Genomic DNA, 13085 nt, shown 5'->3' on the forward strand with positions numbered 1-13085 from the left:
ACCGCAAGGTCGCATACAAGTCGCGTTAGGTCGCCACGTGAACATACATAGTTCCAGTTCGCAGCGCCGTAAGTCACCAAAGCAGGCACGCTCCCGCGAGATGGTCGCAAAAATAGTGGCGTCGACGGCGTCGTTGCTGCACCGGTACCCGCCCGAGCAGATCACCACCAACCTGATCGCCGAGCAGGCAGACATCAGCAAGGGATCGATCTACCAGTACTTCGCGAACAAGGAGCAGATCATCGACGCCGCGGTGGAGCGGCTGGCCGCCGAGCAGGCCCCCGCGATCGAGGACATGCTCAGGGCGGTCACCCTGGACCGGCCCGCCTCCGCGATGGAGGCATCGATCGACATCCTCATCGACTACACGATCGCCAATCGTCGGCTGGTCCGCTATCTGGCCCAGCGGCCCGATCATCTGCGCGCGTTCGAAAACATCTCCGGACTCAACGCCACCCTGTTGGCGATGACCACACTGCACATGAGCCACTACCGCAGCCAATACCGCGACGAATTGAGCCCGAGCGCTCTGGCCTGGCTGTTCTTCAACATGGCCGTGGCAACCACCATGCGCTACATCGAGTCCGACGACCCGATCGCGCTTGATGAGCTGCGGGCCGGACTGAAGTTCGCCTCGGCCGGGCTGTTGGCGCCCAGCCCGCCCGGTTAACTCGCGCCCGCCGCGATCACCTCATCGACCTCGACGGCCCGCGCGGCCATCTCTGCGTGGGCCCGGTCCAGGGATTCCGCTTGGTCCTCGTCGGCCTTCATCAATGCCTCGATGTCGAAACCGGCCATGTCGAGCACGCCCATGTCGCGGAATGCCTTCTGCACCTTGGGACCCCACAGCCCGATGTCCTTGACGATCGGCACGATGCGACTAAACAGGTGCGAACGGAACTGGATCATCAGCGGCGAGGAGTCGACCCATTGCGCGCACTCTTTGACGTCCATGTCGAGGGTCTCGAAGACCTCTTCGCCGCGGAATCGGTCGCGCATCAGGTAACAGGCGTCTACGACGAACTCTTCGCGTTCATCGCGTTCGGAGTCAGTGAGCTGCGAGTAGTAGTCCTTCAACGAGATTCGGCCGAAGGCCACATGGCGGGCCTCGTCCTGCATGACATAGGCCAGTACCTTCTTGGCCAGTGAATCCGGCGCCGCCAGGTCGCGCTGCACACCGAAGGCCGCCAAAGCCAGCCCCTCGATGAGGACCTGCATGCCGAGATAGGGCATGTCCCAGCGCGAGTCGCGCAGGGTGTCCCCGAGGAGCGCGCTCAGGTTCTTGTTGATCGGGTAGACGATGCCGATTTTCTCCTGCAGGAACCGCGAGAACGCCTCGACGTGCCGCGCCTCGTCCATGGTCTGGGTGGCCGCGTAGAACTTCGCGTCCAGATCCGGGACGACCTCGACGATCTTGGCCGCACACACCATCGCGCCCTGCTCGCCGTGCAGGAACTGGGAGAACTGCCAGGCCTGGGAATGCTGGCGCATCTCGGCCCGACGCGCCTCATCCGCGGACTCCCACATCGGGCTGCCGAACAGCGGATGGGCCTCGTCAGGCAGCCCGATCGGGTTCAGCGGGTCGACGTCTTGGGACCAGTCGATGCGTGACTGCGCGTCCCACTGCTTGTCCTTGCCCTTCTGATACAGCGACAGCAGCCGGGATCGCCCGTCGTCGTACTCCCAGGTGAAGCGCGCGTCGCCGGCGCTGGGTACCTCCCACGAGTAGGGCGTGGGCACTTCGGTGTACTGGTCCCTTGTGGTCATTCACTGCCGCCTTTGCCGGTGATCTCATGACGTGCATCACACACTGCGCCGCGGGGGGCGGCGCGTCAAGCACGGCGCGGATTCCGCCAGCACCGCTCGAGTGTGCGGTTCACTCACCGACCCCCGCAGACATGCCCGACCAAACCGCACACTCGGCCCGAAATGGCGAGTAGGCCGGCCCTCACCACCGGGGCGGGCGCTTCTCAATGAATGCCGCGACGCCCTCGAGCGCACTCGGTTCCATCATGTTGCAAGCCATCGTCGCGGCCGCATCCTCATAGGCCGACTCGATGCCGGCTTCGAGCTGCCGGTAGAACAGGGCCTTGCCCATAGCCACGGCGGCAGCCGGTTTCGCGACGATGCCGGCCACCAGGGCCTCGATCTCATCGTCCAGCGCCTCGGGCGCCGCCACCTTGTTGACCAGCCCCAACACCCGAGCCTGTTCAGCGGTGACGAATTCGCCGGTGACGAGCATCTCGAAGGCGGCCTTGCGGGGCACATTGCGGGACAGCGCCACACCCGGAGTGGCACAGAAGAGCCCGACGTTGATGCCGCTCACGGCGAAGCGCGCGGTCTCGCTCGCCACCGCCAGATCGCACATCGCGACCAGCTGGCAACCAGCGGCAGTGGCCAGACCATGAACCCGGGCAACCACCGGGACCGGCAGGCGCTGGATCGCGAGCATCACGGCGGTGCACTGAGCAAACAGTTGCTGGTAGTACTCCAGCGACGGCTCAGCCCGCATTTCCTTCAGGTCGTGGCCGGCGCAGAAGGCCATGCCGGCTGCCCCGAGCACGACGGCGCGCACCCCCGGGTCGTCGGCAAGCCCATCAATCGTCTCCCCCAGCGCGGCGAGCATCGCCTCGGAGAGCGCGTTGAACGACTGCGGGCGGTTCAGGGTCAGCGTGACGACCCCGCGATCATCGCGGTGCTCTACTACCAGCGGTTCTTCCATCGGGTCGCCTCACTCGATTGCCGCTGCGGTGCTCGCCTGGCGGGGTACCGCGGATTCGGCCCTGTCAGCCGTTCAGCTGGTCGTCGGTGACGCGTGCACCGGACTGCCTCGGCACGATCCACTCGTCGAGACCGAACCCCTGCCGCGTCGCCTCAGCCAGGTAGGCCTCCTGCGTCGCAGGGTCGATCACCGGTTGACGGGCCAGCAACCACAGGTTCTTGCGGTTAGGAGTGCCGACGAGAACAACCGAGTAGGCGCCGTCGATCTTCAGCACCCAGTAGTCACCCTTCGTAAACGGTATCCAGCGCAGCAGTTCCGGCAGGAACGAAACCTGCAACCGGCCCGGATGGCCGTCCACCGGCGTTGCCCGGCCGATCGCCTGCGACGGCTTGCCGTTCTCGTCGATGCACCGGTTGTCGACACGCACGCTGCCATCGTCGCGGCGCGTGTAGGTCGCGGTGATATCGCTGGACTCGGGATGCTCCCACCGCAGCGGAAGCCGTCCGATCTCGTACCAGAGCCCGAGGTAACGGTCCAGGTCCAGTGAGCTGACAGACGTGACTTCGGATGGTCGGCCCATGACGGCCCCCTCTCTGGCCGCGCGCTCGCGACATGTACGTCACGTGTGACGCGCTCTGCGAAGAAAGCCTACGTCCGCCCTCGGCCTCCCAGGGCCGAGAGTCCTCAACTGCATCGCTGTGCGCTGAACGCGGGATCCAACGAAAACGCCCCCGCCACAGGGGCGGGGGCGGTTTGCGTGGGTGTGCTTCTAGTGAGCGTGCCCGTGATGCCCGTGGCCGGCGTGTTCGTCGGCGTCGGCGGGCTTGTCGACCACCGCGGTCTCGGTGGTCAACACCATCCGCGCCACCGAAGCGGCGTTGAGCACCGCCGACCGGGTCACCTTGACCGGGTCGATCACGCCGTCGGCGGCCAGGTCACCGTAGGACAGCGTGGCTGCGTTGAAGCCCTGCCCGGCCGGCAACTCGGCGACCTTGCTGGTCACCACGGCACCGTCTTCACCGGCGTTGGTGGCGATCCAGTACAGCGGCGCGCTCAGCGCCCCGGCGAACACCTCCACGCCCCGCTTCTCGTCGCCGGTCAGCGAGGACGCCAGCTCCGACAACGACGCGCGGGCCTGCACCAGCGCTGAGCCGCCGCCGCTGACGATGCCCTCTTCCACCGCAGCCTTGGCCGCCGACACCGCGTCTTCGACCCGGTGCTTGCGCTCCTTGAGTGCGGTCTCGGTGGCGGCGCCGACCTTGATCACGGCTACGCCGCCGGCCAGCTTGGCCAGCCGCTCCTCGAGCTTCTCGCGGTCCCAGTCGGAGTCGGTCGCCTCGATCTCGGCGCGCAGCTGCTTGACCCGTCCGGCGATGGCCTCGGCGGTTCCCGCACCGTCGACGATCACGGTGTCGTCCTTGCTGACCACCACGCGGCGGGCGGTGCCCAGCACGTCCAGACCGGCCTCCCGCAGTGTCAGGCCGACGTCGGGGTTGATCACCTGGGCGCCGGTGACGATCGCGAGGTCCTCCAGGAACGCCTTGCGGCGGTCACCGAAGTACGGCGCCTTGACCGCAACGGCCTTGAGCGTCTTGCGGATCGCGTTGACCACCAGGGTCGACAACGGCTCGCCCTCGACGTCCTCGGCGATGATCAGCAACGGCTTGTTCGCCTCGACGACCTTCTCCAGCAGCGGAAGCAGGTCCGGCAGCGAGCTGATCTTGTCGCGGTGCAGCAGGATCAGGGGGTTTTCGAGGACGGCTTCCTGGGAGTCGAAGTCGGTGACGAAGTACGCCGACAGGAAACCCTTGTCGAAGCCGACACCGTCGGTGACCACCAGCTCGGTGGACAGCGTCGAGGACTCCTCAACGCTGACCACGCCGTCACTGCCGACCTTGGTCATCGCCTCACCGACCAGCTCACCGATCTCCTCGTCGCGCGAGGACACGGTGGCCACCTGCGCGATCGACTCCTTGCCGGAGACCGGGATGGCCGCGGCCAGCAGCGCCTGCGACACCGCGTCGGCGGCCTTGGCGATGCCGGAGCCCAGCGCGATCGGATTGGCGCCGGCCGCAACGTTGCGCAGCCCGCCGGAGATGATGGCCTGAGCCAGCACGGTGGCGGTGGTGGTGCCGTCGCCGGCCACGTCGTTGGTCTTGGTGGCCACCGACTTCACCAGCTGCGCGCCGAGGTTCTCGAACGGGTCCTCCAGGTCCACGTCGCGAGCCACCGTGACGCCGTCCATGGTCACCGTCGGACCGCCGAAGGACTTGGCCAGCACCACGGTGCGACCGCGCGGGCCCAGCGTCACCCGGACGGCGTCGGCGAGCTTGTTCACGCCGGCTTCCATTGCCCGGCGCGCGGCCTCGTTGAACTCAATCTGCTTGCTCATAGCTGTTTAAGCCCTTTTCTCTACGCGTGCCGCCCCGGACATCACCCGCAAAACGGGGATCTCCGGGGCGGACACGGTGGCTGCTCTGTGGCTACTTGCCGACGATGGCCAGCACGTCGCGCGCCGACAGGATCAGGTACTCCTCGCCGCCGTACTTGATCTCGGTGCCGCCGTACTTGCTGTAGATGACGACGTCGCCTTCCTTGACGTCCAGCGGGATCCGCTTGTCGCCATCCTCATCCCACCGGCCGGGGCCGACGGCGACAACGGTGCCTTCCTGCGGCTTCTCCTTGGCAGTGTCCGGAATGACCAGACCGGAAGCGGTCGTGGTCTCGGCCTCGTTGGCCTGAACGAGGATCTTGTCCTCGAGTGGCTTGATGTTCACGCTCGCCACGATTGGAGCCCTCCACATTGTCTGGATGCGACCCGGCCGATGCCGAGCCCATCGGAACGTACTTACTTAAGGTGTTCGGCATTCGTTAGGAGCCCTCGCGTCGTCGTCGCGGGTGCCGAGCGAGAATCCGATCGACTGCCACCTAGCACTCTATACATGAGAGTGCTAGCACTCAAGGGGACCCCTGTGCCGAGTCACGCGATCTGACCCTGCACCACCGGCAGCCCAGGATTGGTGGCCACGTCCAGCGCCGACGGCGCCGCTCCGGCCGCAATCAGATGCGCCGCGAACGACGCGATCATCGCGCCGTTGTCGGTGCACAACCGTAGCGGCGGGATCCGCAGCGTCAAGCCCGCCGCCGCGCAGCGCTGCTCAGCCAGCTCCCGCAACCGCGAATTGGCGGCCACCCCGCCCGCGATCAGCAGGGTGTCGACCCCGAGGTCGGTGGCCGCACGCACCGCCTTGGCGGTCAGCACATCGGCGACCGACTCCTGAAAACCGGCCGCCACATCGGCGGGGACGAAGCCGGGGTTGCGCTCCACATAGCGGGCCACCGCGGTCTTGAGCCCCGAGAAGCTGAACGTGTACGGCGCGTCGCGGGGGCCGGTCATTCCGCGCGGGAACACGATCGCGGTCGGGTCCCCGGTGCGGGCCAGCTCGTCGAGCACCCGCCCGCCCGGGTAGCCCAGCCCGAGCAGCCGGGCGACCTTGTCATAGGCCTCCCCCGCGGCGTCGTCGACGGTGCTGCCCATCTCGACGATCGGCTCCCCCAGCGACCGGACGTACAGCAGGTGCGTGTGGCCGCCGGAGACCAGCAGACCCACACACTCCGGGAGCGGGCCATGGGCGTAGACGTCGGCGGCCAGGTGCCCACCCAGGTGGTTGACGGCGTAGAACGGCACGCCCCAGGCCGCCGCGTAGGCCTTAGCCGCGGCCGCGCCCACCAGCAGCGCCCCCGCCAGGCCCGGTCCGATGGTGGCCGCCACTGCGTCGGGCTTGTCCACCCCGGCCGTCGCCAGCGCGCGGCGCATGGTCGGGCCCAACGCCTCGAGATGAGCGCGCGAGGCGATCTCCGGCACCACCCCGCCGAATCGGGTGTGCTCTTCGACGCTGGAGGCCACCTCGTCGGCCAACAGCGTCAGGGTGCCGTCGGATTCCAGCCGGGTGATGCCGACACCGGTTTCGTCACACGAGGATTCGATCGCCAGCACAGTGGTCACGAGGTCGCCTCCCGCCGCATCGTGTAGGCGTCCGCGCCGTTGCGGTAGTAGCGCTTACGCAGTCCGGTCTCGACGAAGCCGACGTCGCGGTAGAGCGCGATCGCCGCGGTGTTGTCGGTGCGGACCTCCAAGTGGACCACTCCGCCGTCGGCGTAGTCCAGCAGGTCGGCGAGCAGTCGCCGCCCAATGCCGCGACCCTGATGGGCCTTGTCCACCCCGATGGTGTGCACCTCGTACTCGAACGGCGGAGTACGGCCCAGCCTGGCGATTCCGGCGTAGCCCACCACGGCATCGCCGACCCGGGCGACGACGTAGTGGTTGTCGCGCGCGCCGACCGCCCGGATGAACGCTGCGGCCGGCCACGGGTCGTCGCCGTCGAACAGCTGAGCTTCCAGTTCAGCGCAGCGCACGGCGTCGCTGACCAGCATCGCACTCAGCGTCACCGGCGCCGTGACCGAAGTCGGGGGTTTGGCGTCAGGCCGGCGCAGATACAGCGGCACCAGCGTTTCCGGCACCTGGTTCCAATCCCGCACTGCGGCAACCAGTCCCGCGGGACTGGGATAGGTGACCTCGAGGGCCGGCAGGTCGAACAGCGCGGTATGCGCGGGCGAACCGGCCACCGCGGCGGCGTCGGCGGGATCGACGTCGGCCGGGGCACACACGGCGGGGCCTGCCACCCGGGTGCCGTCGCGATAGCGCGCCCAGTAAACCTCCCGACGGCGGGCATCGGTGACCACCAGGGTGGCTCCAGGGGCACGCACCCCGATCGCATCGAGACTGCACACGCCGTACACCGGGATACCCAGGGCGTGGCCGTAGGCGGCGGCGCTGGCCATCCCGACCCGCAGGCCGGTGAACGGTCCCGGCCCGCAGCCGACTACGACCGCGGTCAGGTCGGCCATGCTCAGTCCGGCGTCGGCCAGTGCACCCAGCACATTGGGGGTCAGCTGTTCGGCGTGGGCTCGCGCATCGGGAGTGACCCGCTCGGACAATACGCTCGGTCGACCAGCCTCATCCAGACGCACCACGCCCGCGGTGACGGCAGGGGTGGCGGTGTCAATGGTCAGAATCGCTCCGGTCACGGCGTGTACCACCGCCATGTCGCGGTGCGCGTCTCGGAGTCCGCCGCGCGGTCCAACCGGATGTCCAGGTGCCGTTCGGAGAGCCGCTCGGCCAGTCCTTCGCCCCACTCGACCACGACGACGGCGTCGTCGAGTTCGGTGTCGAGGTCCAGCGAGTCCAGCTCGGCAAGCAGGTCCAGCCCGGATTCGTCGAGCAGCCGGTAGAGGTCGACGTGAATCATGTCCGGGTGGTCCGGACGGCGGGCCCGGTGCTCACGGGCCAAGACATACGTCGGCGACGTCACCGGACCATCGACGTCGAGTGCGGCGGCGATCCCCTTGGCCAATACGGTCTTTCCGGCACCGAGCGGGCCGGACAGCACCACCACGTCGCCGGCTCGCAACTGTTCGCCCAGCCGGAACCCCAGCGCCATCGTGTCCTCAGCGGTGGCCAGCATCTCCTCCTGCAGCTCAGCCATTGCGTCCGACCTTTCGGCGCAGTCGGCGAGTCAGCATGGCACGGCGCGGAGTGGCGCGCTCCACCAGACGCACCAGCGCCTCATCGATGACATCAGGTTCCTCCAACTGCACCAAATGCCCAGCCCCGGGCACGGTCACCAGCTCACAATCCCACAACGCGGCCGCCATCGCCCGCGAGTACCCCGGCGGGGTGAGCAGGTCCTGGTCGCCGCAGGCCACCAGGGTGGGGATCTGGGCCAGCGTCACCAGCGCGGCACTCTCGTCATGCACTTCCAGGGCATGCAGGAAGCCCACCATGGTGGCGACCGGCGTGGAATGCATCATCTCCTCGGAGAATGCCACCACACTCGGGCTGATCTGGTCGGTGCCGTAGGAGGCCGCACGCAGGATCGGTGCGATCACCCCACGGGCCGCGCCGCGCCCTCGGTGCACCAACTGCGGCGCGTACCGCACGCTGAACTGCACGGCCTCCAACGCAGGATTGCGCAGGATCTGACCCAGCGGCGACCGCGAAACGCCCTTGGCCGCCGACGATATCAACGCCGCACCGACGATCCGGCTGCCGTAGCGCCGGGGAAACTGCCGCGCGTGCGCCAGCACCGTCATGGCGCCCATCGAGTGTCCGACCAGCACTATCGGGCCGCGCGGCACGGTGGCCCGCAGCACCGCCTCCAGGTCTTGGCCGAGCCGCGGCACGGTGTAGGTCTCCGGCGGGGCGACGCCGGAGTCGCCATGACCACGCTGGTCGTAGAAGACCATGCGCACCTGGTCACCCCACTCGGCCGCCAACCGCGCCCGCTGGAAGTGAAACGACCCCATTCGCAGGCAGAATCCGTGTGCGAACACCACGGTCAACGGCGCATTGCGTGGACCTACGTCGCGCACGGCCAGTTCGACGCCGTCGTCGGTGACGACCACCGAACTGTGATCGTTGTCGAGGATCTCGAAATCTTCGTCGGCGTAGGCGTCTTCGGCGGTGGTGCGCCGTGTCACCGACCGGGCGATGGTGGTTCCGGCGATGGTGCCGACGGCGGCCAGGCCGGCCACCCCGGCCAGCCAACCACCGGCCCGCCACGGCCCGCGGCGGTTATCGGCCACCGGTACCCCGATAAGTCCGGGCGACGCGTCCGCGCGGGCTGTTGACCACCTCATAGTGGATGGTGCTCAACGCGTCGGCCCAGTCCTGGGCCAGCGGTTCGCCGTGCGCTCCGGACCCGAACAGGATGACCTCGTCCCCCTCGGCGACATCCACGGGGCCAGGGCCGAGGTCGACGACGAATTGGTCCATGCACACCCGACCGACACTGTGCCGGCGCCGGCCGTTGATCAGCACGTCGAACCGTCCGCTCAGGGACCGGTACACCCCGTCGGCGTAGCCCATCGGCACCAATGCCACGGTGGTGTCGACCGGGCTGACCCAGGTGTGCCCGTAGGAGACCGCCTCCCCAGCTTTGATGGAACGAACCAGGACCACAAGCGATTTCAGCGTCATGGCTGGAATCAGGCCCATGTCGCCACGCTCGGGAATGGGACTCAGGCCGTACAGGGCTATTCCGGGCCGAACCATGTCGAAGGCCAGATCGGTGCGCGTCATGGCCGCAGCCGAGTTGGCCAGATGCGCAACCGGGAATTCCAGGCCCTGCTCCCGGGCCAGACCGATCAGGTCAGAAAAACGTTGGGCCTGAAGGTCGTTGACCGGGCTGGCGATCTCATCGGCACAGGCCAGATGCGACATCAGGCCGCGCACCCGGATCGCGTCGTCAGCGACGGCTCGCCGCAGCGCGGTCACTAATACGGGGAAGTCGGCGGCCCCCACCCCGTTGCGGTTCATCCCGGTGTCGGCCTTGACCGTGACAGTCGCTGTCTGTCCGGTGCGCCCTACCGCGTCCAGCAGCTCGTTCAGCTGCGACACCGAGGAGACCGCGATCTGTACGTCGGCAGCCAGCGCGGGAGCGAAGTCGGTGTGCGGTCCGTGCAGCCACGCCAGCACCGGCGCGGTGATGCCGGCTGCTCGCAGTGTCAGGGCCTCGTCGACGGTGGCCACCCCGAGTTCGGCCGCGCCGGCGGCAAGGGCGGCGCGGGCCACCTGAACCGCCCCGTGGCCGTAGCCGTCGGCCTTGACCACAGCCATCACCCCGGCGGCGCCGGCGTGTTCGTTCAGCGTCCGCACGTTGTGGGCGATGGCGTCCAAGTCCACCAGCGCCTGCGCGAGCAGGCCGGACGTTCGGGATACGGCAGTCATGTCAGCTTCGATTGTCCCAGAAGCGGCCAAACCGGCTCGTCAGGTCGCCGAGTGTGCGTTTTGAGCGGCTTCGGGCGCCGTTCGCCCCTCAAAACGCACACTCGGCTCGCGGTCGGCCGGATCGTCCTGTGGATCACCGTCGACACCGAGTCCACCCGGGGCGCCACACTGCGGTCGTGTCAGCTCCGCGGTGGCCGATTCGGGCGTCAGAAGCGCTGGCCGCGGGCGCCGTCACCCCTGGCGTGCTGCGTCGCGACTATCTGCGTCTCTACCCGGGCGTCTGGGTGCCACGCGAGCCGGCTGTCTCGGCAACGCAACGGGCTCGCGCGGCCTGGCTCTGGTCTCGGCGGCGTGGTGTTCTCGCCGGCCTTTCGGCGTCAGCGCTGCTTGGCGCAAAGTGGATCGACCCGGGCAGCCCCGCCGAACTGGTCCACACCAACCGACGAACACCGCAGCTACTCGCCGTACACACCGACACGCTCCGAGCCGGCGAGGTTCGAGTGGTGGGCGGGCTGCCGGTCACCACGGCCGCGCGCACAGCGTTCGACCTGGGAAGGCGCCTCGATCAGCGCCAAGGCGTTCAGCGTCTCGACGCCCTGATCAACGCCACAGATCTCAGAGTTGGCGATGTGGCCGCTGTCGCCGCCGCGCACCCGGGCGCCCGGGGCCTCCGGCGACTCGAGCAGACGCTGCGGCTTGTCGACGGCGGCGCTGAGTCACCATACGAGTCCCTCACGCGGTTGGTCCTCGTGAAGGCCGGCTTCCCCCGCCCTCAGACCCAGATCCCGGTGCACGATGGCTACGGCCACGTCGTCGCCCGCATCGACATGGGTTGGAAGGAGTACATGGTGGGCGTCGACTTCGAGGGCGCCCACCATTGGACCGATCCCAAACAGCGCGAACGTGACGCCGAACGCTACAACACCCTGCTCAACCTCGGCTGGATCGACATCAAACTGACGAGCCGCACGCTGCACCTGACGCCGGGGAGGTTTTTGGAGCGCGTCGGCTCAGCTCTGGTCAGCCGCGGCTGCCCCCAGATCTGGTGACCTCGCGGCGCCGAGTGTGCGCTTTGATCGGCTCCGGCGCCGATTTGCCACTCAAAACGCACACTCGGCGAACGTGGAGGGCGCGCGTGACGGCGACAAGGCTCGCGGCCCGCCGGCGCCACCCGCCGATCAGTGCGAAAAGTGCTGCTGATCGTCGAAATGGCCCGCCGGCTTGAGCCGGTCCAGCGTCGTCACCGACTTCATAATGTCGTCGAAGAGGGCCCGGGCGAGGTCCGCCGAGAGCCCCTCGCGGACCACGACGCGCAGCACCGCGACATCCTCGGCGCCTTCCGGCATGGTGTAGGCGGGCACCTGCCAGCCGAACGTGCGCAGTTCGTGCGACACGTCGAACTCGGTGTAGCCGCGCTCACCGGCCAGCCGGAAACTCACCACCGGAATCGCCGAGCCGTCACTGATCACCTCGAAGTGCCCGCTGTCGGCCAATTGGTGCGACAGCCAGCGGGCGGTGTCGGACAGGGCCCGCATCACCTCGGTGTAGCCGGCCCGGCCCAGCCGCAGGAAGTTGTAGTACTGGCCGACTACCTGGTTACCCGGCCGGGAGAAGTTCAGCGTGAACGTGGGCATGTCACCGCCCAGATAGTTGACCCGGAACACCAGCTCCTCGGGCAGGTGGTCGGCGTTGCGCCACACCACGAAGCCGATACCCGGATAGGTCAGGCCGTACTTGTGGCCGCTGACGTTGATCGAGACCACCCGCGGCAGCCGGAAATCCCACTTGAGGTCCGGGTGCACGAAGGGCACCACGAATCCGCCACTGGCCGCATCCACATGCACCGGCACGTCCGGGCCGCCGCCCGCGGCGAGTTTGTCGAGTGCGGCACAGATCTGTTCGACGGGTTCGAGCTCCCCGGTGTAGGTGGTGCCCAGGATGGCCACCACCCCGATGGTGTTCTCGTCGACGGCGTCGACCACCTGCTCGGGGGTGATCACGTAGCGGTCCTCGCCCATCGGCAGATAGCGGGGTTCAACGTCGAAGTAGCGGCAGAACTTCTCCCACACCACCTGGACGTTGGAGCCCATCACCAGGTTCGGGGTGCGGTTCTTCCAATCCTCACCGACCCGCTGGCGCCAGCGCCACTTCAGCGCCAGCCCGCCCAGCATCACTGCCTCGCTGGAGCCGACGGTGGACACCCCGATGGCGCTTGCGGGGTCGTCGTCGCGCAGGTTCTCGGCGTGGAACAGATCGGCGACCATGCACACGCACCGCTGCTCAATGGCCGCGGTGGCCGGGTACTCGTCCTTGTCGATCATGTTCTTGTCGAAGGACTCCGCCATCAGCGCCGACGCTTCGGGGTCCATCCAGGTGGTGACAAAGGTGGCCAGATTCAGCCGAGAACTGCCGTCGAGCATCAGCTCGTCGTGGATGAAGCGGTAGGCGGCCTGCGGGTCCATCGGGTCGTCAGGCAATCGCAGCGCGGGGACCGGCGAGGTGAACATCCGGCCGGTGTAGGCGGGGGCGATGGCGTGCGCCGGCACGGACGGGTGGGAATGGGTCACTTGCGAC

General features: G+C 68.0%; 13 protein-coding genes. 2 read left to right on the top strand and 11 right to left on the bottom strand.

Annotated elements, in window-relative coordinates:
• The first annotated feature begins 100 nt into the window (after positions 1-100).
• Positions 101-670, top strand: a complete 570-nt coding sequence (locus AWC18_RS13930; RefSeq protein ID WP_064997737.1) for a TetR/AcrR family transcriptional regulator — start codon at positions 101-103, stop codon at positions 668-670.
• Here AWC18_RS13930 and AWC18_RS13935 read toward each other — a convergent pair.
• The 10 genes from AWC18_RS13935 to alr all read right to left on the bottom strand — a co-directional run bounded on the left by AWC18_RS13935 (position 667) and on the right by alr (position 10511).
• Positions 667-1767 carry a ferritin-like domain-containing protein gene (locus AWC18_RS13935; protein ID WP_085139121.1) on the bottom strand — a complete coding sequence of 367 codons (1101 nt, stop codon included), beginning with the start codon at positions 1765-1767 and terminating at the stop codon, positions 667-669. The two genes, AWC18_RS13930 and AWC18_RS13935, sit on opposite strands and share 4 nt — an antisense overlap.
• A gap of 181 nt (positions 1768-1948) precedes the next feature.
• Complete coding sequence (locus AWC18_RS13940; RefSeq protein WP_085139122.1) at positions 1949-2722, bottom strand: enoyl-CoA hydratase; 774 nt, start codon at positions 2720-2722, stop codon at positions 1949-1951.
• Between the two features lie 64 nt (positions 2723-2786).
• Entirely contained in the window at positions 2787-3302 is a 516-nt protein-coding gene (locus AWC18_RS13945) for a lipocalin family protein (protein ID WP_085139123.1), read from the bottom strand.
• A gap of 189 nt (positions 3303-3491) precedes the next feature.
• Positions 3492-5114 carry a chaperonin GroEL gene (gene groL / locus AWC18_RS13950; protein ID WP_085139124.1) on the bottom strand — a complete coding sequence of 541 codons (1623 nt, stop codon included), beginning with the start codon at positions 5112-5114 and terminating at the stop codon, positions 3492-3494.
• Positions 5115-5205: 91 nt separating this feature from the next.
• Entirely contained in the window at positions 5206-5508 is a 303-nt protein-coding gene (groES, locus tag AWC18_RS13955; RefSeq protein WP_047321158.1) for a co-chaperone GroES, read from the bottom strand.
• 194 nt (positions 5509-5702) lie between these two features.
• Positions 5703-6728, bottom strand: a complete 1026-nt coding sequence (gene tsaD / locus AWC18_RS13960) for a tRNA (adenosine(37)-N6)-threonylcarbamoyltransferase complex transferase subunit TsaD (RefSeq protein ID WP_085139125.1) — start codon at positions 6726-6728, stop codon at positions 5703-5705.
• Entirely contained in the window at positions 6725-7810 is a 1086-nt protein-coding gene (gene tsaB, locus AWC18_RS13965; RefSeq protein ID WP_085139148.1) for a tRNA (adenosine(37)-N6)-threonylcarbamoyltransferase complex dimerization subunit type 1 TsaB, read from the bottom strand. Before tsaB ends, tsaD begins: the two co-directional genes overlap by 4 nt.
• Positions 7807-8268, bottom strand: a complete 462-nt coding sequence (gene tsaE, locus AWC18_RS13970; protein WP_085139126.1) for a tRNA (adenosine(37)-N6)-threonylcarbamoyltransferase complex ATPase subunit type 1 TsaE — start codon at positions 8266-8268, stop codon at positions 7807-7809. Before tsaE ends, tsaB begins: the two co-directional genes overlap by 4 nt.
• Positions 8261-9367 (bottom strand): alpha/beta fold hydrolase, encoded by a 1107-nt coding sequence (locus AWC18_RS13975; protein WP_234806528.1) that lies wholly within the window; start codon positions 9365-9367, stop codon positions 8261-8263. Before AWC18_RS13975 ends, tsaE begins: the two co-directional genes overlap by 8 nt.
• On the bottom strand, positions 9357-10511 hold the full coding sequence (gene alr / locus AWC18_RS13980; protein WP_085139128.1) for an alanine racemase: 1155 nt from the start codon (positions 10509-10511) through the stop codon (positions 9357-9359). Before alr ends, AWC18_RS13975 begins: the two co-directional genes overlap by 11 nt.
• 176 nt (positions 10512-10687) lie before the next feature.
• Between alr and AWC18_RS13985 the strand changes: the two genes are divergently transcribed.
• Positions 10688-11560, top strand: coding sequence for a putative endonuclease domain-containing protein (locus AWC18_RS13985; RefSeq protein WP_085139129.1), 873 nt, complete (start codon positions 10688-10690; stop codon positions 11558-11560).
• A gap of 129 nt (positions 11561-11689) precedes the next feature.
• Here the strand turns inward: AWC18_RS13985 and gad are convergent, their stop codons facing one another.
• A complete protein-coding gene (gene gad / locus AWC18_RS13990) occupies positions 11690-13078 on the bottom strand; it encodes a glutamate decarboxylase (RefSeq protein ID WP_085139130.1) in 1389 nt (462 codons plus the stop codon).
• Between the last annotated feature and the right edge of the window lie 7 nt (positions 13079-13085).

Source organism: Mycolicibacter nonchromogenicus (assembly GCF_002101775.1).
GTDB lineage: Bacteria > Actinomycetota > Actinomycetes > Mycobacteriales > Mycobacteriaceae > Mycobacterium > Mycobacterium nonchromogenicum.

Coding starts and splice junctions, on each gene's coding strand:
- AWC18_RS13935 (WP_085139121.1), bottom strand. CDS start 1,767: ATGACCACAAGGGACCAGTACACCGAAGTGCCCACGCCCTACTCGTGG.
- groL (WP_085139124.1), bottom strand. CDS start 5,114: ATGAGCAAGCAGATTGAGTTCAACGAGGCCGCGCGCCGGGCAATGGAA.
- AWC18_RS13945 (WP_085139123.1), bottom strand. CDS start 3,302: ATGGGCCGACCATCCGAAGTCACGTCTGTCAGCTCACTGGACCTGGAC.
- tsaE (WP_085139126.1), bottom strand. CDS start 8,268: ATGGCTGAGCTGCAGGAGGAGATGCTGGCCACCGCTGAGGACACGATG.
- AWC18_RS13940 (WP_085139122.1), bottom strand. CDS start 2,722: ATGGAAGAACCGCTGGTAGTAGAGCACCGCGATGATCGCGGGGTCGTC.
- alr (WP_085139128.1), bottom strand. CDS start 10,511: ATGACTGCCGTATCCCGAACGTCCGGCCTGCTCGCGCAGGCGCTGGTG.
- AWC18_RS13930 (WP_064997737.1), top strand. CDS start 101: ATGGTCGCAAAAATAGTGGCGTCGACGGCGTCGTTGCTGCACCGGTAC.